Source organism: Stenotrophomonas sp. YJH_SMC_81, assembly GCF_059370875.1.
This window is the reverse complement of sequence record NZ_JCAFUB010000003.1, coordinates 77,822-96,774: the sequence shown is the minus strand read 5'-3', so window position 1 is coordinate 96,774 and position 18,953 is coordinate 77,822. Positions and strand designations below refer to the sequence as shown.

Sequence of the window (18,953 nt, the reverse complement as noted above, 5' to 3'; positions counted from 1 at the left end):
GTAGCGAGACCATGAACCAGACCCTTCGTTTTCCTGCCGAGTGGGAAGCCCAGAGCGGCGTCCTGATTGCCTGGCCCACCGCCGACACCGACTGGGCCGACCGCCTGGGCCAGGTGGAAGAGACCTACATCGCCCTGGTCGCGGCCATCACCCGCTTCCAGCCGGTGCTGATCTGCGTGGCCGACGACGATGTGGAGACCTATGCCGAAATGCGGCTGCGCTCCAACCGCATCGACATGGACAAGGTCCACTTCACCACGGCCGCCTACGACGATACCTGGCTGCGCGACTCCGGCCCGATCACCCTGCGCCGCGCCGACGGCGGTTTCCAGCTGCTGGACTTCCGCTTCACTGGCTGGGGCGGCAAGTTCGACGCCACCCTGGATGACCAGCTGGTGGGCGTGCTCGACCAGGCTGGCGTGTTCAACGACGCCCCGGTGCGCAGCATTCCGTTCGCGTTGGAAGGCGGTGGCATCGAAACCGACGGCGAAGGCACCCTGCTGACCACCTGGAAGTGCCTGCACGAACGCCACCCGGACCGCGACCGCGCCAGCCTGAGCGCCGACCTGGCCGACTGGCTGCAGCAGGACCGCGTGCTGTGGCTGGACCACGGCTACCTGGAAGGCGACGACACCGACGCCCACATCGACACCCTCGCCCGCTTCGCCTCCGCTGACAGCATCGTCTACCAGGCCTGCGACGACGAGAGCGATTCGCACTACGCCGAGCTGCAGGCGATGGGCAATGAGCTGGCCGCGCTGCGCACCAAGGACGGCCAGCCGTATCGCCTGTTCCCGCTGCCGTGGGCGCGGCCGGTGATCGACGAAGGCCGCCGTCTTGCTGCGTCGTACGCCAACTACCTGATCGTCAACGGCGCGGTGCTGATGCCGGCCTATGGCGACCCGGCCGACGACCTGGCCCGTGATGTGCTGGCCCAGGCGCATCCGGGTCGCGAGATCGTGCAGGTGCCTTGCCGCTCGCTGATCTGGCAGAACGGCAGCCTGCACTGCATCACCATGCAGCTGCCGGCCGGGTTGTTGAAGGTCTGAGAAAAGGGAGTGCCGGCCGCTGGCCGGCAACCAGGCAATGCCTGACGGATTGATGGGGATGCCGGCCAGCGGCCGGCACGACCATCACCCATTCAGCGCGCAACACGCCGTCGCCGCCCATCCGCGCTAACATGCAGGTTTTCCCCCGCAGGAACGCCCCGCATGAACTCGCGCAGCCCCCTTACCGTCGCCCTGATCCAGGAGCGCAACCACGGTGATGCCGCCGCCAACCTGGCGGTGATCGAAGCACGCGTGGCCGAGGCGGCTGCGCAGGGTGCCAAGCTGGTGCTGCTGCAGGAACTGCACAACGGCCCGTATTTCTGCCAGCACGAATCGGTGGACGAATTCGACCTGGCCGAATCCATTCCGGGCCCAAGCACCGAGCGCCTGGGCGCACTGGCGAAGAAGCATGGCGTGGTGCTGGTCGGCTCGCTGTTCGAGCGCCGCGCTGCCGGCCTGTACCACAACACCGCCGTGGTGTTTGAAAAGGACGGCAGCCTGCTCGGCAAGTACCGCAAGATGCACATCCCGGACGACCCGGGCTTCTACGAGAAGTTCTACTTCACCCCGGGCGACATCGGCTTCAAGCCGATCGACACTTCGGTGGGCCGCCTGGGCGTGCTGGTGTGCTGGGACCAGTGGTACCCGGAAGCGGCGCGCCTGATGGCGCTGGCCGGCGCCGAACTGCTGCTGTACCCGACCGCAATCGGCTGGGACCCGGACGACGTGCAGGACGAGAAGACCCGCCAGCGCGACGCCTGGGTGCTGAGCCACCGTGGCCACGCCGTGGCCAACGGCCTGCCGGTGCTGAGCTGCAACCGCGTCGGCCACGAGGCGTCGCCGCTGGGCGCGTCGGGCATCCAGTTCTGGGGCAACAGCCACGTGCTCGGCCCGCAGGGCGAGTTCCTGGCCGAGGCCGGCACCGAGGCCACCGTGCTGCTGTGCGACGTCGACCTGCAGCGCAGCGAGCATGTGCGCCGCATCTGGCCGTTCCTGCGCGATCGCCGCATCGATGCATACGGCGACCTGCTCAAGCGCTACATCGACTGAGCCGGAGCCCGCGCATGGCCGTCCTCATCCGTGATGCCGGCCCGGCCGACATCGACGCGATCACCGCCATCTACGCGGTGGAAGTGACCGATTTCGTCAACACCTACGAGTACGACATCCCGGACGCGACCGAGATGCTGCGCCGCATGCGCGACATCATCGATCGTGGCTTCCCCTACCTGGTCGCCGAGATCGACGGCCAGGTGGCTGGCTATGCCTATGCCAACACCTATCGCACCCGCATTGCCTACCAGTGGACCGTGGAGAACTCGGTCTACGTCGATGCCGCGTTCCAGGGCAAGGGTGTCGGCACCGGCCTGCTGCAGGCCTTGATCGACGCCTGCGTGGCACGTGGCTACCGGCAGATGGTGGCGGTGATCGGCGAACCGACCAACACCGCCTCGATCAAGCTGCACGAACGCTTCGGATTCGAGCTGGTGGGCGTGTTCCGTGGCCTCGGCCGCAAGCATGGCCGCTGGCTGGACACCGTACAGATGCAGCGCGCGCTCGGCGATGGCGCCGACACCGCACCCTCCAATGAATGAACCCATGACCGAAACCCTTCCCGAGACCGGCGACGACCTGTTCGCCGGCCAGCCGGTGCGCGTCGTCGAACGCGACGGCGTGCGCTACACCCTGCTGGGCACCGCCCACGTCTCCCGCGCCAGCGTCGAGGCCGTTGAAAAAGCCATCGACAGCGGCCGCTTCGATGCCGTTGCCGTCGAGCTGGACCCGCAGCGCCTGCAGGCGCTGAGCGACCCCGACACACTCGCCAAGCTCGACCTGGTCGAGGTGATCCGCAAGGGCCGCGTCGCCCTGTTCGCCGCCAACCTGGCTCTGTCCGCCTATCAGCGCCGCCTGGCCGAGCAACTCGACATCGAGCCCGGTGCCGAGCTGAAACGTGCGGTGGAACTCGCCCGCGAACGCAACCTGCCGGTGCACCTGATCGACCGCGAGGTTGGCCTGACCTTCCGCCGCGCGTCGCAACGGCTGGGCTTCTTCGGCAAGCTGAAGCTGGTTGCCGGCCTCGGCGCCGGCCTGTTCTCGTCCGAGGAAGTGGGCGAGAACGAGATCGAGAAGCTCAAACAGGGCGACATGCTGGAATCGAGCTTCGGTGAGTTCGCCAGCGAGAGCCCGGCGCTGTACGAAACCATCATCGGCGAGCGCGACCGCTACATGGCCACCCGCCTGCGCGAAGAACACGACCCGCACCAGCGCGAAGTGCTGGCAGTGGTCGGAGCCGGCCACCTGGCGGGTCTGGCACGCCACCTGGAAACCGACACCGAGGCACCGGCGCCGCTGCGCGCCGAGCTGGAGGCGGTGCCGAAGAAGCGCAACATCCCGTGGTTCACGCTGGGCATCCTGGCGATCGTGGCGACCGGCATCGGCGTAGGCTTCTACCGCGGCGGCCTGGGCGTAGGCACCGAGCTGCTGGCAACCTGGGCGATGTATACCGGCGGCCTGGCCGGCCTGGGCTGCCTTCTGGCCGGCGGTCACCCGCTGAGCATCCTCACCGCGATCGCGGTGGCCCCGTTCAAGCCGTTCCGCCTGAGCATCCCGACCGGCGCCTTCTCGGCACTGGTGGAAGCGCGTGTGCGCAAGCCAGCCTACGAGGACTTCCTGAAGCTGCGCGACGATGCGCAGAGCCTGAAGGGCTGGTACCGCAATCGCGTTACCCGCGTGGTGCTGACCTTCATGCTGACCAACATCGGCAGCATGCTCGGCCTGTGGCTGACCACGTTCAAGGTGTGGGGCAAGGTGGCGGGGTAAGCCTCAACCGGCCACAGAATCTGTAGCGCCCGAGCCCATGCCCGGGCGATGCCGCAACGCGGCGAACAGCAGCCGAGCATGGCTATGCCGGCCGTCCTGGCCGACACCCTCCGGGCCGTCGCAAGCGACGTTGGCAGCGGCTCCTGCCGCTGCCTTCGGCTCTACAGAGGCAAGCAGACGCGGCGAGCAAAAAAAGGGGGAGACCGCCCCACTACGACCGGCCTCCCCCACACCACAACACGTTGACGTGCGTTACAGCCGGGCAGCGCCCGGCTCTACCATTTCCACTCCACGCGCACGGCGGATCAGGCGCGTCACGGCATTACGCAGGTCATCGAGCACCGCGTAGATCGTCGGCAGGAACAGCAGGCTGACCACGGTCGAGAACGCCAGGCCGCCGGCAATCGCACGCGCCATCGGCGAGTACTCCGGGCCATTGCCGAACATCTGCGTGTCGGTCAGCGAGATCGGCACCATCGCCAGGATCGCCGTGCCCATGGTCATCATGATCGGGCGCAGGCGTTCGCGTGAGCCTTCCACCAGCGCCTGGGTACGGCCCATGCCGCTGCGCCGCAGGTTGTTGATGTGCTCGATCATCACGATGCCGTTGTTCACCACCACGCCCATCAGCACCAGGATGCCGATGAAGGACATGATCCCGAACGAGGTGCCGGTGATCCAGAACAGCCAGAACACGCCGAAGATCGAGAACAGCACGCCACTCATGATTGCCGCCGGGAACAGCAGCGACTCGAACACCGCCGCCATCACCACGTAGATCATCACCAGCGCGATCAGCAGGTTGAACACCATCTGCTGCATGGCTTCATCATCGTTGCCGTAGTCGCCGCCATCGAAGGTGAAGCCGTAGCCGGCCGGGAAGTTCATCGGCTTGAGCACGGCTTCGATCGCCTTGCGCCCGTCCGGCGCGGTGACCTTCCCGGCCAGGTTGGCCTTGATGGTCAATGTCGTCTGACGGTTGGTACGGCCGATCTGGGTGGCCGACGAACCAACGTCCACGGTGACCAGGCTCAGCAGCGGCACGCTGCGGCCATCGCCGGTACGCACGCTGAAACCGGCCAGGTCTTCCGGGCTGCTCTGCTCGGCGCCGGCAAAGCGCACCCACACCGGCACTTCATTGTCACCGCGGCGGAACTCGCGCATCGGTGCGCCGCGCAGCGCCAGGCCGACGAAGCTGGCCACCTGTTCGGCGTTGAAGCCGAACGCTGCGGCACGCTCACGGTCGACGCGCACCTTCAGCTCGCCGCCCTTCTCGCCATTGTCGATGCGCACGTCCCGCAGTTCGGCACGCTGCGCCAGCAACGGCACCACTTCCTGGCCGATCTCCTGCAGCATCGAGCTGGAATCGCCCACCAGCTGCACCTGCACGCCCTGGTTGCCGCCACCCCCACCATCGCCGCCCTGGTTGCCGACGAAATAGTCGGTGCGGGCGGACTTCGGCAGGCCCTTGCGCAACTCTTCCTGCAGCGCCTTGATGTCCTTGGCGTACTTCTCGTCCAGGGTGACCACCGTGGAGCTGCCTTCCTGCTCGCTGTACCAGGAGTACACCTGCTTGACGTGCAGGCGCTCGCGGTTCTGGTCGATCCAGCTCTCCACGCGCGCCACTTCCTCGGACATCTGCCGGTAGGTGTAGGCGCCCTTCCACATGTAGCCGATGAAGATGTCCTTGCCGCCCTCGCCACCGAACATGTCGACCTTGGTCAGCTTCATCGGCACCAGGCTGACCAGCACCACCAGCAGGATGCCGAGCAGGCTCCAACCGCGGTGATGCAGCGACCAGTCCAGCAACTGTGCATAGCGCCGCTGCAGGCGCGCGATCAGGCCGGTCTGCGAGTGCACCAGCTTGGGTGTGGCCATGCGTGCGGACAGCATCGGAATCAGGCTGACCGCGACCAGCCACGAGGCCAGCAGCGAGACCGAGATGGTGATCGCGATCTGCGCCATGAAGATGCTGATGTTGTTGGTCTCGCCGAACAGGTTCGGCACGAACACGATGCAGTGGCACAGCGTACCGGCGCTGAGCGCGATGGCCACGTTGCGGGTGCCGATGATCGAGGCCAGCCGTGGCTGCCCCGGCATGCGCTCGCGCTCCTGGTAGATGCTCTCCACCACCACCACGGCGTTGTCGACCAGCATGCCCACGGCCAGCAGCAGGCCCATCATGGTCAGGATGTTCAGCGTCACCCCGACGAAGTACATGAAGCCCAGGGTGATGGTGAAGCAGATCGGAATGGCCAGGGTCACCATCAGCGTCGACGGCCAATGGCGCAGGAAGAAGAACAGCACCGTCACCGACAGGATCAGGCCGACCGCACCGGCTTCGGCCAGCTCCAGCAGTGACGAGGTCACTGCCTTGCCCTGGTTGTCGATCACCTTGATCTGCACGTCGCGCATCGACGGCTGCGCGCGGATCGCCTCGACTTCGGCCAGCGCCGCACGCGAGACGTCCACCAGGTTGGCACTGCGCTCCTTGAAGATGTCCAGGCCCACCGCCGGGTTGCCGTCCAGACGGCGCCCGTAGTTCATCCGCGCCGGCTTCAGGCGCACGTCGGCGATATCGCCCAGGCGCAGGCCCTTGGCGTTGATCACCAGGTCGCGCATTTCCTGCAGGTCGGTGATCTCGCCCACCGGCTGCACGCGCACGCGCTGGCCGTTGTCGTCGATCTGACCGGCCGAGATCGAGAAGTTCAGCGTGCGCAGGCGCTCGCTCAGCTCGTTGATGCTCAACCCATGCGCGTTGAGCCGGTTCGGATCGATGGCGATCTCCACCTCGTTCGGCGGTGCACCGGTGATATCGACGCGGGCCACACCCGGGATGCGCTCGATGCGCCGCTTGAACTCACGGTCGAGCATGTCATAGGCAGTGGTCAGGTCGGTGGTGCTGGCCAGGCGCACCTTCAGTACCGGCTGGTCACTGCTGGACCACTTGAACACGTTGTAGCGCTGTAGGTCGTCGGGCAGGTCGCTGCGGATCGCATCGATACGCTCGCGCGCGTCGGACGCGGCAATGGCGATGTCGCGGTCCCAGTCGCTGAACTCGATGTAGATCAGCGCCGCCTCGGAGGTGGCCGATGAGCGCATGCGTTTGATGCCGGTCATCGTCGCCAGCGACTCCTCGACCGGGCGGATGATGGTCCGCTCCACTTCCTCGGGCGTCGAACCGGTGTACGGGATCTGCACGAACAGGAACGGCGCCGAGATGTCCGGCAGCGCCTCCAACGGCAGCCGGAACGAAGCGATCAGGCCGATCACCACCAGCGACACGAAGCACATGATGGTAGTGACCGGGCGGCGGATGGAGAACTCGGCAACGCTCATGCCGGCTCCTCCACACCCGCCGCGCTGCCTGCTGCGCCCGGCTCGATCTCGCCGGCGTGCTTGCGGCCGCGCTCACGGTAGTAGGCGTCGCCGCGACGATCCATCAGGTCGTACACCACCGGGATCACCAGCAGCGTCAGCAGCGTCGACACCAGCAGGCCACCGATCACGGTGATCGCCATCGGTGCACGCACTTCGGCGCCCTCGCCCATCGCCACCGCCAGCGGCAGGAAGCCGAACAGCGTGCACAGCGTGGTCATGATGATCGGGCGCAGGCGCGAGCGCGCACCTTCCACCAGCGCCTCATGCTTGGCCACGCCGGCTTCGCGCAGCTGGTTGACCTTGTCGATCAGGATGATCGCGTTCTTGGTGACCAGGCCGACCAGCAGGATCAGGCCGATGAACACCACCACCGAGATGGGCTTGCCGGTCAGCATCAGCGCCAGGATCGCGCCGACCAGCGCCAGCGGGATGGTGAACAGGATCACGAACGGGTGCAGCAGCGACTCGAACTGCGAGGCCATCACCAGGTAGACCAGGAAGATCGCCAGTCCAAAGGCGAAGATCAGCGACTTCGCCGCCTGCGCCAGCTCCTCGCCCTGGCCACCGATGTGCAGGCCAACGCCCGCGCCCAGCGGCTGCTCGGCCACCATCTGCTGCACTTCGCGCATGGCGGCGCCAAGGTCGATGTCGCGCAGGTTGGCCGATACCACCGCCACCCGGGTCTGGTCGGCACGATGGATCTCGCTGGGGCCGGTGGTGGCGACCACGTCGGCCACCGCGTCCAAGGTGACCGGGCGGGTGCTGCCCGGATTGACGATCAGACGGCGGATGCTCTCGACGCTGGCGCGGTCACCTTCCTGGGCACGCACCAGCACGTCGATCTTGCGATCTCGGAAGCTGTAGCGGGTGGCGACGTCGCCGCGCACCTTCTTCACCACCACGTCGGCGATCTGGCGGGTGGTCAGGCCCAGCGCACCCGCGCGCTCCTGGTCGAAGCGGATCTGGATTTCCGGGAAGCCCTCTTCCACCGTCGATTTCACGTCGGCGTAGTGCGCATTGCCGCGCAGCATCGCCGCCAGGCGTTGCCCGGCCACTTCCAGGGTGGCCATGTCCTGCCCGCGCAGTTCGATTTCCAACGGCGTGGAGAAGCTGAACAATGCCGGCCGCGCGAAGTCGACCTGGGCGCCCGGGTGCTGGCTCATGGTGCCGCGCAGGCGCTCGGTGATTGCTGCTTCGGTGCGCGCGTTGCCACCACCTTCCATCACCACAGTCAGCTTGCCGATGTTCTCACCGCTTTCGGTCGGACTGGCATCCAGCCGGGTGCCGCTGCCACTGACGCCATACAGCGAGGCCACGCCCTCCCCCTTGCCGTGCGCCAGCTGCAGCTCGCGCACCAGCGCATCGGTCTGCTTCAGCGGCGTGCCGGCCGGCAGCTTCACCGTCATTTCGAACCGGTCCTGCGCCAGCTGCGGAATCAGGTCCGCGCCAAGCATCGGTACCAGCGCCATGGTCGCCACGAAGATGATGGCTGCCACGCCCAGCACCTTGCCGGGATGCGCCAGCGCACTCGGCAGCAGGCGCAGGTAGCCTCGCTCGGCGCCTGCATAGGGCTTCATCGCCAGATCACTGGCCTTGCGCATCACCGGGCCGACCACTGCCACCACGCCACGCCACACGCGCACGACAAGCCAGGCCAGCGCATAGAAGCTCCAGCGCACGCTGGCAACCACGCCACGGCGGCCCAGCGCGACCGGCTTCTGCCAGCGCTTCTGCGGCTGCCATGCTGCGTTCGGCGCCTCTTCCGGGAACGCCAGCGGTGGCCGCCCCTTCAGCGAGCTCAGCATCGGGATCAGGGTCATCGACACCAGCAGCGAGATCGCAATGGCGATCGCCACGGTCAGCGCCTGGTCGCGGAACAGCTGTCCGGCAATCCCGTCGACGAACACCAGCGGCAGGAACACGGCGATGGTGGTCAGGGTCGAGGCAACCACCGCCATGCTCACTTCGCGGGTGCCGGCAATGGCCGCCTGCAGGATGCCCAGGCCACGCTCGCGGGCCTTGGCGATGCTCTCCAGCACCACGATCGAGTCATCCACCACCAGGCCGGTGGCCAAGGCCAGGCCGCCCAGCGACATCACGTTCAGACTCAGGCCGAGCTGGCCCATGAAGAAGAACGTGGCGATGATCGAGACCGGCAACGACAGGCTGATCACGAACGTGCTCCAGCCATCGCGCAGGAACAGGAAGATGATCAGGATCGCCAGCAGGCCACCGATCACCGCATCCTTCTTGACGTCGGCGATGGCGTGCTCGATGAAGCGCGACTGGTCCTCGATGGTGGTCAGCTCGACATCGGACGGGAACGTGCCCTTGATCTGCTCCAGGCGCTTGCGCAGCGCTTCGGCGGTCGACACGGTGTTGGCATCACCTTCCTTGTAGATGGCCAGCTCGACCGCCTCCTTGCCGCCCAGGCGGATGATCGCTTCGCGCTCCTTGTAGCCCTGGCGCACGGTGGCCACGTCCTTCAGGCGCACCGGCACGCCGTTGGCGACCACGCTGGAGCCGCCGCCGGATGATGCGCTCTGTGCCGCCGACGCCGCCGCGATGGCTGCCGCCGAACCGGTCGACGCGGCGATGTTGAACATCTGCTGCAGCGCCGAATCCGCTGCGCTGCCGTTGGCGGCCTGGGTGGTGACCAGCAGGTTGCGGATTTCCTCGAGGTCAGCGAACTGGTTGACGGTACGCACCAGGAAGCGCTGGGAGCCCTCTTCCAGGCGGCCGCCGGAGATGTTGATGTTCTCGTCCTTGAGACGCTTGATGACGGTGTCGATCGGCAGGTTCAGCTGCGCCAGCTTCTGCTGGTCGATGTCGACCTGGATCTCGTCTTCCAGGCCACCGCCCACCTTCACTGCTGCCACGCCGGTGACCGGCTCCAGCTTCTTCTTCAGGTCTTCATCGGCATAGCGGCGCAGGCCGGTCAGCTCGCGGACCGCATCGGCATCGCTGGTCGGCGCCGTCTTGTTCGACAGCACCAAGCGCATGATCGGCTCGGTGGACGGATTGAAGCGCAGCAGCACCGGAGCCTTGGCCTCCAGTGGCAGGTTCAGCGCTTCCATCTTGTCGCGCACCTCCAGGCTGGCCTGGTCCATGTTGGTGCCCCAGGCGAACTCCAGCACCACATCGCTCTGGCCGGTGCGCGAGACCGACTTCAGCTTGCGCAGGTTCTTGACCACGCCCACCGCTTCTTCAACCGGCTGGGTGATCAGGGTTTCGATTTCGGTCGGCGCCGCACCGGTGTATTCGGTGCGCACGGTCAGCGTCGGGTAGCTCAGGTCGGGCAGCAGGTTGACCTTGAGGTTGCCGAGCGCGATCAGGCCGAACAGCAGCAGGGTGACCGTGCACATGGCGATGGTCACGCGGCGGCGCGTGGCGAATTCCACCAGGCCGCCGCGCATGCCGGCGGCGGCGCCGTCGCTCGCCGGCGAGGCACCGTGGTCGAGGCCCGGGGCAGTCATTGCTTGCTCCCGGCCTTGTCTGCGGGCTTGGCGGCCGCCGCGACCGCCTTCGCCTTCGGATCGGCAATCACCTGCACCGTGGTGCCGTCGCGCAGGGCGACCTTGCCGGCGGTGACCACCTGATCACCGGCCGCCAGGCCATCACGGATCTCCACCCACGGGCCCTCGGCGTAACCCAGCTTGACCGGAACGCGTGCGACCTTGCCTTCGCGCACGCGGAACACCGCAGGTTCACCGTCATCGAGCAACGCCAGGCGCGGCACCACCAGCGCATCGGCACGCTGGTCGTAATCGATGCGGATGCGGCCGAACATGCCGGGCTGCAGCGCGTGGGCGGCGCCATCGAAGGCACTGACCACGCGAAACGTGCCGCTGCCCGAGTCCACCACCGGCGCGATGCGGTCAACGGTGCCGGTGAAGCTCTGGCCCGGAAGTGCGTCGGCCGCCAGCGTCACCGGCTGGCCGGCACGCAGGGTGGCCAGCTCACGTTCGGGTACGTTGAGGGTGGCCTCCAGCCGCGAGTTGTCGACGATGCGGAAGATCGGTGTATTGATCTGCACGAAGTTGCCGGTCTTGATCGAGCGTGAGGCGATCACACCCGAGATCGGTGCCACGACCGTGGTGTAGGACAGCTCCAGCGTGGCCAGGCGGTACTGCGCACGGACGTTCTCCAGGTCGTAGCGCAGCTGGTCGACATCGGCGGCGCTGACCATCTGCTGGCCGACCAGCTTCTGTGCGCGCTGGTAGTTGTTTTCCAGCTTGCGCATCTGCGCTTCGCTCTGCGCCACGGCCAGGCGTGCACGATCCGGGTCCAGCCGCACCAGCGGCTGGCCGGCGGTGACCCGCTGCCCTTCCTCGACCAGCACCGCCAGGGCTACGCCGGAGGTCTTGGCGACCACCTGCGACTCGGCGCGTGGCTCCAGTGCAGCGGTACCGGTGTAGCTGGCCGCGACGGCACGATGGCTGGCCACCGCCACTTCGACCGGGACGGCGTCGACCTTTTTCTCCTCCTTGGTCTCGGCAGCCTTGGCTTCGGAATTGGGCCCTGCGGCGCAACCGCCCAGCAGCAGGGAGGTGGAGATCAGCAGTGCGGCAGCGCAGATTCCGCTGCGACGGCCGGACAGGAAGGTTGGGTGCGACATCGTCGGGTCCCTGGAGGATGCGTGGACAGGTGTGGTAGCAAAGTAATGCACCACTTCACGGCAACACCATATCCCAAAGGTCATGGTGTCTTCACGCCGCTGGTCGGCCCGCCCCCATTTCAGCTAGATGAAACCTGAGGCTATACTCGGGTCGTTCCGTACCCCACGCCGGAACGACCAGACCCGAATCCCCGGAAACGACACCATGCGCCCGCAGCCGCTCGCCGCTTGTCTCGCTCTGGCCGTCCTCCTGCCCCTTGGGGCCGCCGCACAGCCCGCTCCCGCTCCTGCCACACCCGCCCCGGCGCCTGCCGCCGCGCCGGCGCCTGCCACGCCCACCGGCAACTTCGACAATGGCCGTGTCCTGGCCTACACCTGCCAGGGGTGCCACGGCATCACCGGCTACAAGAACGCCTACCCCAGCTACCGGGTGCCGAAGATCGGCGGCCAGACCCAGCAGTACCTGGCCCAGGCCCTGACCGAGTACCGCCAGGGCAAGCGCCGGCATCCGACGATGCAGGCACAGTCGATGAGTTTCAGCGAACAGGAGATCGCCGATCTCTCTGTTTACCTGTCCACCGTCAAGTAAGGCCCGCCCATGTCGAAAGCCGCGCATCCGATGCGTCACGCCATCGCCCTGTCCGTTGCCCTGCTGCTGGCGGCCTGTTCGCAGTCGCAGGTGGAAAACAGCGAGAAATCCGCCGCCGACCCGGGCCATGCCAGCGGCGAACACGGTTCTTCGTCCTCCGCTGGCCTGCCGGCAGGCCGCGAGGCCGCCGGTGAAGCCCGCGCCAAGGTGAAGGGCAAGGCCACCAACCAGAGCTGCATCGACTGCCATGGGGCCGACGGCAATGCGCCGATCGATCCGACCTATCCGAAACTGGGTGGCCAGTACGGCGACTATCTGGCGCATGCGCTGCAGGCCTACCGCGCCGGCGACCGCCAGCATGCGCTGATGACGCCGCAGGCGAAGGACCTGAGCGATCAGGACATCGCCGATCTGGCGGCGTATTTCGGCAGCCGGCCGAGCCAGTTGCGGGATCTGCACGGGGTCAAATGACCGCTCTGCGCGGATCATGACTGCTGCAATCTGATGCGTTCATGGGCGTTACTTTTCTTGATGACGCACATCCTTGTGCGTCACCCTGCGGGCCGGCTATGCCGTTCCGCTCTGCTCCTGCAGTGCGGTGCTCGCAAAGAAAAGTAACCAAAAGAAACGCTCCGCCGTCCGCGAGCCGATGCTACGCACCGGTACCCTGCGCTCCTCGGTCCACCGAGGGACGGCGCGGGAACTCGCTGCGCTCAGACACCCGCGCCTCTTCGCCCTCGCCGGACCTGCGGTGCTCGGCTCGCTTCAAGGCGGAATCAGATCAAAAACCACAGCCGCCCGCAGGGCGAGACGGCCGTGGTAGCCGCTCAGCCTTCCAGCTCTTCCCAGCGCGCGTACGCGGCATCCAGCTCGGCCTGCACCTTGGCCAGCTGCTGGGTGTGCGCGGTCACTTCGGCACTGCTGCGGGTGTAGAACGACGGATCGTTCATCGCCGAGGTCAGCCCTTCGACATCGCTTTCCAGCTTCTCGATGGTCTTCGGCAGCTGCTCCAGCTCGCGCGCTTCCTTGTAGGCCAGCTTGCGCTTGGGCGCAGCCGGGGTGGCAGCAGCCGGCGCGGCAGGTGCTGCGGCTGCCGGCTTGGCGGCGGGGGTCGCGGCAGGCGCTGCCACGCTGGCCGCATAACGCTGCCAGTCGCTGTAGCCACCGACGTACTCGCCGATCACGCCGTCGCCTTCCATCACCAGCGTGGAGGTCACCACGTTGTCGATGAAGTCACGGTCATGGCTGACCAGCAGCAGGGTGCCGGTGTACTCGCCCAGCAGCTCTTCCAGCAGCTCCAGGGTTTCCACGTCCAGGTCGTTGGTCGGTTCGTCCATCACCAGCAGGTTGGACGGCTGCGCGAACAGCTTGGCCAGCAGCAGGCGGTTGCGCTCGCCACCGGACAGGCGGGTGATCGGCGCACGCGCGCGTTCCGGGGTGAACATGAAGTCCTGCAGGTAGGCATGCACGTGCTTGCGCTTGCCGTTGAACTCGAGGAAATCGCGGCCTTCGGCCACGTTCTCGATCGCGCTCCAGTCTTCGCGCAGCACCGCACGGTACTGGTCGAAATAGGCGATCTGCAGGTTGGTGCCGGCGTTGACTTCGCCCTTGGCCGGCTGCAGCTCGCCCAGCAGCAGCTTCAGCAGCGTCGTCTTGCCGCTGCCGTTGGGGCCGATCAGGCCGATGCGGTCGCCGCGCATGATGGTGGTGGTGAAGTCGCGGACCATGGTGCGCTCACCGAAGGCGAACGAAATATCCTTGACGTCGATGACCTTCTTGCCAGAGCTGATGCCCTGTGCGGCTTCCATCTTGACGTTGCCGCTGAGATCACGGCGCTGCGAACGCTCCACGCGCATCGCCTTCAGGCGGCGCACGCGGCCCTCATCGCGGGTGCGGCGCGCCTTGATGCCTTGGCGGATCCAGACTTCTTCCTGCGCCAGCAGCTTGTCGAAGCGCGCGTTTTCCTGCGCCTGCGCGTTGAGGCGTTCCTCCCGGCGACGCTCGTAGTTGGCCCAGTCGCCCGGCCAGCTGGTGACCTGGCCACGGTCGATCTCGACGATGCGGGTGGCCAGTGCGCGCAGGAAGCGGCGGTCATGGGTAACGAACACCACGCTGCCGCTCCAACCCTTCAGGAACGCTTCGAGCCAGTCGATGGCTTCGATATCGAGGTGGTTGGTCGGTTCGTCCAGCAGCAGCACGTCGGGGCTGGACACCAGCGCACGGGCGAGCAGCACGCGGCGCTTCATGCCGCCGGACAAGCGGCCGAACTCGGCCTCGCCGTCCAGGTCGAGCTTGGTCAGGGTTTCGCTGACGCGCTGATCGAGGCCCCAGCCGTTGGCGGCGTCGATCTTGGCCTGCACGTTGCCCAGGGCTTCGCCATCAAATACTTCGGCGTGGCTGAGGTGATGGAATTCGGCCAGCCACTGGCCCAGTTCACCGAGGCCATCGGCGACGACGTCAAACACCGAGCCGGCGGCGCCATGTGGCACTTCCTGCTCCAGGCGGGTGACGCGCACGCCCTGCTGCACGCGGACTTCGCCGTCATCGGGCTTGTGGTCGCCGGACAGCAGCTTGAGCAAGGTGGATTTGCCGGCGCCGTTGCGGCCGATCAGGGCGATGCGTTCACCCGGCTCGATCGACAGTTCGGCCTTTTCCAGCAACAACGGGCCGCCGACGCTGAAGTCGACGTTCTGCAGAGTAATCAGAGGCATCCGGATATTGTACGGGTTGGGGGCGTCGGCCGGGTTGCACCCGGCACCCGCGGTAGTGCCGACCGCTGGCCGGCAGCCTCAACGGCAACGTCAAAAAGCTGGTTTCCTGTGGGACGGCGGGGCGCGGATCCCGTCGTGGAATTCGCGCTGTGCGGATGGATCCCGGCTACCCCACCTCCCCCAGCAACGCCTGCAACCCCGGCAGCCATTGCTTGCCGGGGTGGCGTACCAGCCACAGCGTGCGCTGCAGCGGAGGCAACGGGGTTTCGAGCACGCGCAGACGACCCAGCGCCAGCGGCTCTTCCAGCGCGTGACGCGAGAGGCAGGCCAGGCCGAGGCCGGCGATCGCGGCCTGCTTGATCGCTTCGGTATTGCCCAGCTGCAGCGTCTGGGCGAAGCCACGCAGGTGCGGCAGCAGGGCCTGTTCCACTGCTTCACGGGTGCCGGAGCCCGGTTCGCGCAGCAGCCAGCGGGCGCGGCGCAGTTCGTCCAGCGACCAGCGCGGGAGAACGTCGGCGGCGCCGACGATCACCAGCGGATCCTGCTGCCAGGCCGTGACCTGCAAACCGCGCTCATGGCACGGGCCTTCGATCAGGCCGGCGTCGACGTCCAGGCGCTGCACGGCGCCGACTACGCCAGCACTATTGTCGATGCGCAGGTCGACTTCGGCCTGCGGCGCCTGCCGCAGCAGTTCAGCGATGCGCTGCGGCAGCAGGTAGTTGCCGATGGTGGTACTGGCGGCCAGCACCAATCGCAGCGGCGCGCCCTGCGACGGGTCGCCGCCGGCGGCCAGCTGCCGCTCCAGATCGGCGGCGTTGACCAGTAGGGTGCGCGCCGGCTCCAGCAGCGCGCGGCCATGACCATTCAGGGCCAGGCGGCGGCCGATGCGGTCGAACAGTGGGGTGCCGAAGTGCGCCTCCAGCTCCTGCAGGGCGGCGCTGCTGGCCGACTGCGAGAGCGCGATGGCCTGGCCGGCGGCGGTGGTGCTGCCGTGGTCGGCGATGGCAACGAAAACCTGAAGCTGGCGTAGGGTCAGGCGCATGCAGATTACCCATCTTATAGGTAGCTTTTACCCATAGTATTCGTTTTACAGGTCATGAACGAAGGCGCACGCTTGCCTCGTCACCACAGCCCTGCCCTGCCATGAACGCCCCCGCCCTCTCCCCCTGGTCCCTGCCCGCCCTGCGCCAGCGCTGGCAGCCGCGCCTGCCTGGTCTACTGCTGGTGGGCCTGATCGCGGCGGTATCGCTGTACCTGGCCGAGCTTTCCTGGCTGCAGGCGCGTGGTCTGAGTGCACTGACGGTAGCCATCGTGGGCGGCATCGTGGTGGGCAACACGCTCTACCCGCGGCTGGCACCGAGCAGCGCGGCCGGCGTCGGTTTCTCCAAGCACTGGCTGCTGCGCGCCGGCATCGTGCTGTACGGCCTGCGCCTGACCTTCCAGGACATCGGCCATGTCGGCGTCAGCGGCGTGCTGATGGACGTGCTGGTGGTCGCCAGCACCTTCGGCCTGGCCTGCTGGCTGGGCGTTCGTGTGTTCAAGATGGAACGCGAGGCGGCAATGCTGATCGGCGCCGGCAGCGCGATCTGCGGTGCGGCAGCGGTGATGGCCGCCGAACCGGTGGTGCGCGGCCGCGCTGCGCAGGTCACTGTCGCGGTTTCCACCGTCGTGGTGTTCGGCACGCTGGCGATGTTCCTGTACCCGGCGCTGTACGCGCTGGTGCAGTCGCACGGCTGGCTGGCGATGGACGCGCGGCAGTACGGCCTGTTCACTGGTGCGACTGTGCACGAAGTGGCGCAGGTGGTGGCCGCCGGCCGCGCGGTCAGCGAAGCCGCCGCCGATACCGCGGTGATCACCAAGATGGTGCGGGTGATGCTGCTGGCGCCGTTCCTGGTCGTGTTGTCGTTGTGGCTGGCGCGTGGCGGCAAGGCCAGCGCCGACGGCAGCAAGGCGCGCATCGTGGTGCCGTGGTTCGCGTTCGGTTTCGTGGCCGTGGCCGGTTTCAACTCGCTGCATCTGCTGCCGGCCGGCCTGCAGGCCGGGCTGGTGCAGCTGGACACGGTGCTGTTGGCGATGGCGATGGCCGCGCTGGGCCTGACCACCCACGTCTCGGCGCTGCGCCAGGCGGGCCTGAAACCGCTGCTGCTGGCGCTGATCCTGTTCGCCTGGCTGCTGTTCGGTGGCCTGGCGATCCACCAGGGTGTGTTGGCGGTGCTGGGCTGAGCAGGAGCGTACCGACCAGGGTCGGCGCCCACCCGTAGATCCACGCCATGCGTGGATGACGGCACCGTTGGGGTCAGATCCCGTTCCTGAGGAAAGGGATCCGCCCCCGGGCCCACCAGGCGGGACCAGCCGCGCAGGCAGGTACAATGCGCCATGACTGATTTCTCGACCCTGCCGCTGAGCCCGGCCCTGCAGCCCGGCCTGGACGCCCTCGGCTACACCACCCTCACCCCCGTGCAGGCGCAGAGCCTGCCGGCCATCCTCGATGGCCGCGATGTGATCGCACAGGCGCCGACCGGCAGCGGCAAGACCGCCGCCTTCGGCCTGGGCCTGCTGCAGGCCATCGACCCCAGCCTGATCCGCGTGCAGGCGCTGGTCCTGTGCCCGACCCGCGAACTGGCCGACCAGGTCGGCAAGCAGATCCGCAAGCTGGCCACCGGCATTCCCAACCTGAAGCTGTTGCTGCTGGTGGGTGGCGTGCCGCTGGGCCCGCAGCTGGCGTCGCTGGAAGGCCACGATCCGCACGTGGTGGTCGGTACGCCCGGCCGCGTGCAGGAGCTGGCACGCAAGCGCGCGCTGAATCTTGGCGCGGTGCGCACGCTGGTGCTGGACGAGGCCGACCGCATGCTCGACATGGGCTTTGAGGAGCCCATCCGCGAGATCGCCGGCCGCACCCACAGGGATCGCCAGAGCCTGCTGTTCTCCGCCACCTTCTCCGACAGCATCCGCGCCATGGCGCGTGACCTGCTGCGCGACGCGGTGGAGGTGACCGTGGAAGGCGCCGACCAGGCACCGGCCATCCGCCACCTGTTCTGCGAGGTGGAACCGGCGCATCGCCAGAAGGCGCTGGCCGGCCTGCTCCTGAAGTACGCGCCGGAATCGGCGGTGGTGTTCTGCAACACCCGCAAGGATGTGGACGAAGTGGCCAACTCGCTGCAGCAGTTCGGCTTCTCCGCACTCGCCCTGCACGGCGACATGGAGCAGCGCGACCGCGAGGAGGTGCTGCTTTTGCTGGCCAACCGCAGCTGCAACGTGCTGGTGGCCAGCGACGTGGCTGCACGCGGCCTCGATGTGGAAGAGCTGGCGGCGGTGATCAATTACGAGCTGCCGACCGACGTGGAGAGCTACCAGCACCGCGTGGGCCGTACCGGCCGTGCCGGTGCGAGCGGCCTGGCGATCAGCCTGGTGGCTGGCCGCGAAAAGACCCGCGCCGAAGCCATCGAAGCGCAGATGGGGCAACCGCTGGATTGGCAGAAGACGCCACTGGCGACCTCGCGCCCGGCCGAGTTGCCGCAGGCGGCGATGCGCACCCTGCGCATCGACGGCGGCAAGACCGACAAGCTGCGCCCGGGCGACATCCTCGGCGCACTGACCGGCGATGCCGGCCTGTCGAGCAAGTTCATCGGGAAGATCGCGATCTTCCCGACCCGCTCCTATGTGGCGATCGCGCGTGAACAGGCCAACAAGGCCGTCACCAGGCTGGAAGCCGGCAAGATCAAGGGCCGTCGTTTCCGCGTACGGATGATGTGATTGAAGCCGCGTTGCCAACCACGGTTGGCAAC

Annotated in this window: 13 protein-coding genes; 8 read left to right on the top strand and 5 right to left on the bottom strand. The window is 67.3% G+C overall.

Going from position 1 to position 18,953, the window contains the following annotated elements; genetic code table 11:
* Positions 1-11: 11 nt before the first annotated feature.
* From AC5P8U_RS06955 to AC5P8U_RS06940, 4 genes are all read left to right on the top strand, one after another.
* Positions 12-1,049: an agmatine deiminase family protein gene (locus AC5P8U_RS06955; RefSeq protein WP_005416227.1), complete on the top strand. Its 1,038-nt coding sequence runs from the start codon at positions 12-14 to the stop codon at positions 1,047-1,049.
* 162 nt (positions 1,050-1,211) lie between these two features.
* A complete protein-coding gene (locus AC5P8U_RS06950; protein WP_005416226.1) occupies positions 1,212-2,099 on the top strand; it encodes a carbon-nitrogen hydrolase in 888 nt (295 codons plus the stop codon).
* A gap of 14 nt (positions 2,100-2,113) precedes the next feature.
* Positions 2,114-2,644, top strand: a complete 531-nt coding sequence (locus AC5P8U_RS06945; RefSeq protein ID WP_005416225.1) for a GNAT family N-acetyltransferase — start codon at positions 2,114-2,116, stop codon at positions 2,642-2,644.
* A gap of 4 nt (positions 2,645-2,648) precedes the next feature.
* Positions 2,649-3,869, top strand: coding sequence for a TraB/GumN family protein (locus tag AC5P8U_RS06940; RefSeq protein ID WP_088496762.1), 1,221 nt, complete (start codon positions 2,649-2,651; stop codon positions 3,867-3,869).
* Between the two features lie 252 nt (positions 3,870-4,121).
* Here AC5P8U_RS06940 and AC5P8U_RS06935 read toward each other — a convergent pair whose 3' ends face one another.
* Genes AC5P8U_RS06935 through AC5P8U_RS06925 form a run of 3 tightly spaced genes read right to left on the bottom strand, consistent with a single transcriptional unit; the run spans position 4,122 to position 11,868 of the window.
* Positions 4,122-7,208 carry an efflux RND transporter permease subunit gene (locus AC5P8U_RS06935; protein ID WP_065185171.1) on the bottom strand — a complete coding sequence of 1,029 codons (3,087 nt, stop codon included), beginning with the start codon at positions 7,206-7,208 and terminating at the stop codon, positions 4,122-4,124.
* Complete coding sequence (locus AC5P8U_RS06930; RefSeq protein ID WP_447897344.1) at positions 7,205-10,666, bottom strand: efflux RND transporter permease subunit; 3,462 nt, start codon at positions 10,664-10,666, stop codon at positions 7,205-7,207. The genes AC5P8U_RS06935 and AC5P8U_RS06930 overlap by 4 nt, the downstream gene beginning before the upstream one ends.
* Before the next feature lie 56 nt (positions 10,667-10,722).
* Positions 10,723-11,868: an efflux RND transporter periplasmic adaptor subunit gene (locus AC5P8U_RS06925; RefSeq protein WP_049411461.1), complete on the bottom strand. Its 1,146-nt coding sequence runs from the start codon at positions 11,866-11,868 to the stop codon at positions 10,723-10,725.
* A gap of 205 nt (positions 11,869-12,073) precedes the next feature.
* Between AC5P8U_RS06925 and AC5P8U_RS06920 the strand changes: the two genes are divergently transcribed.
* Together AC5P8U_RS06920 and AC5P8U_RS06915 are read left to right on the top strand one after the other, a co-directional pair.
* Positions 12,074-12,457, top strand: a complete 384-nt coding sequence (locus AC5P8U_RS06920) for a c-type cytochrome (RefSeq protein ID WP_061477913.1) — start codon at positions 12,074-12,076, stop codon at positions 12,455-12,457.
* A gap of 9 nt (positions 12,458-12,466) precedes the next feature.
* Positions 12,467-12,928, top strand: coding sequence for a c-type cytochrome (locus tag AC5P8U_RS06915; RefSeq protein ID WP_005416218.1), 462 nt, complete (start codon positions 12,467-12,469; stop codon positions 12,926-12,928).
* 356 nt (positions 12,929-13,284) lie between these two features.
* Here AC5P8U_RS06915 and AC5P8U_RS06910 read toward each other — a convergent pair whose 3' ends face one another.
* Entirely contained in the window at positions 13,285-15,168 is a 1,884-nt protein-coding gene (locus tag AC5P8U_RS06910) for an ATP-binding cassette domain-containing protein (protein WP_061477914.1), read from the bottom strand.
* A gap of 166 nt (positions 15,169-15,334) precedes the next feature.
* Complete coding sequence (locus AC5P8U_RS06905) at positions 15,335-16,210, bottom strand: LysR substrate-binding domain-containing protein (protein WP_072168282.1); 876 nt, start codon at positions 16,208-16,210, stop codon at positions 15,335-15,337.
* Positions 16,211-16,311: 101 nt separating this feature from the next.
* On the opposite strand from AC5P8U_RS06905, the gene AC5P8U_RS06900 reads away from it, so the two are divergent.
* Positions 16,312-17,391, top strand: a complete 1,080-nt coding sequence (locus AC5P8U_RS06900; RefSeq protein ID WP_072168283.1) for a YeiH family protein — start codon at positions 16,312-16,314, stop codon at positions 17,389-17,391.
* Between the two features lie 153 nt (positions 17,392-17,544).
* Positions 17,545-18,921, top strand: a complete 1,377-nt coding sequence (gene dbpA, locus AC5P8U_RS06895) for an ATP-dependent RNA helicase DbpA (RefSeq protein ID WP_447897342.1) — start codon at positions 17,545-17,547, stop codon at positions 18,919-18,921.
* Positions 18,922-18,953 lie beyond the last annotated feature (32 nt).

Bases quoted from the DNA above. Each gene is read 5' to 3' on its own strand.
- AC5P8U_RS06955 (WP_005416227.1), top strand. From the start codon at position 12: ATGAACCAGACCCTTCGTTTTCCTGCCGAGTGGGAAGCCCAGAGCGGC.
- AC5P8U_RS06950 (WP_005416226.1), top strand. From the start codon at position 1,212: ATGAACTCGCGCAGCCCCCTTACCGTCGCCCTGATCCAGGAGCGCAAC.
- AC5P8U_RS06945 (WP_005416225.1), top strand. From the start codon at position 2,114: ATGGCCGTCCTCATCCGTGATGCCGGCCCGGCCGACATCGACGCGATC.
- AC5P8U_RS06940 (WP_088496762.1), top strand. From the start codon at position 2,649: ATGACCGAAACCCTTCCCGAGACCGGCGACGACCTGTTCGCCGGCCAG.
- AC5P8U_RS06935 (WP_065185171.1), bottom strand. From the start codon at position 7,208: ATGAGCGTTGCCGAGTTCTCCATCCGCCGCCCGGTCACTACCATCATG.
- AC5P8U_RS06930 (WP_447897344.1), bottom strand. From the start codon at position 10,666: ATGCGCGGCGGCCTGGTGGAATTCGCCACGCGCCGCCGCGTGACCATC.
- AC5P8U_RS06925 (WP_049411461.1), bottom strand. From the start codon at position 11,868: ATGTCGCACCCAACCTTCCTGTCCGGCCGTCGCAGCGGAATCTGCGCT.
- AC5P8U_RS06920 (WP_061477913.1), top strand. From the start codon at position 12,074: ATGCGCCCGCAGCCGCTCGCCGCTTGTCTCGCTCTGGCCGTCCTCCTG.
- AC5P8U_RS06915 (WP_005416218.1), top strand. From the start codon at position 12,467: ATGTCGAAAGCCGCGCATCCGATGCGTCACGCCATCGCCCTGTCCGTT.
- AC5P8U_RS06910 (WP_061477914.1), bottom strand. From the start codon at position 15,168: ATGCCTCTGATTACTCTGCAGAACGTCGACTTCAGCGTCGGCGGCCCG.
- AC5P8U_RS06905 (WP_072168282.1), bottom strand. From the start codon at position 16,210: ATGCGCCTGACCCTACGCCAGCTTCAGGTTTTCGTTGCCATCGCCGAC.
- AC5P8U_RS06900 (WP_072168283.1), top strand. From the start codon at position 16,312: ATGAACGCCCCCGCCCTCTCCCCCTGGTCCCTGCCCGCCCTGCGCCAG.
- dbpA (WP_447897342.1), top strand. From the start codon at position 17,545: ATGACTGATTTCTCGACCCTGCCGCTGAGCCCGGCCCTGCAGCCCGGC.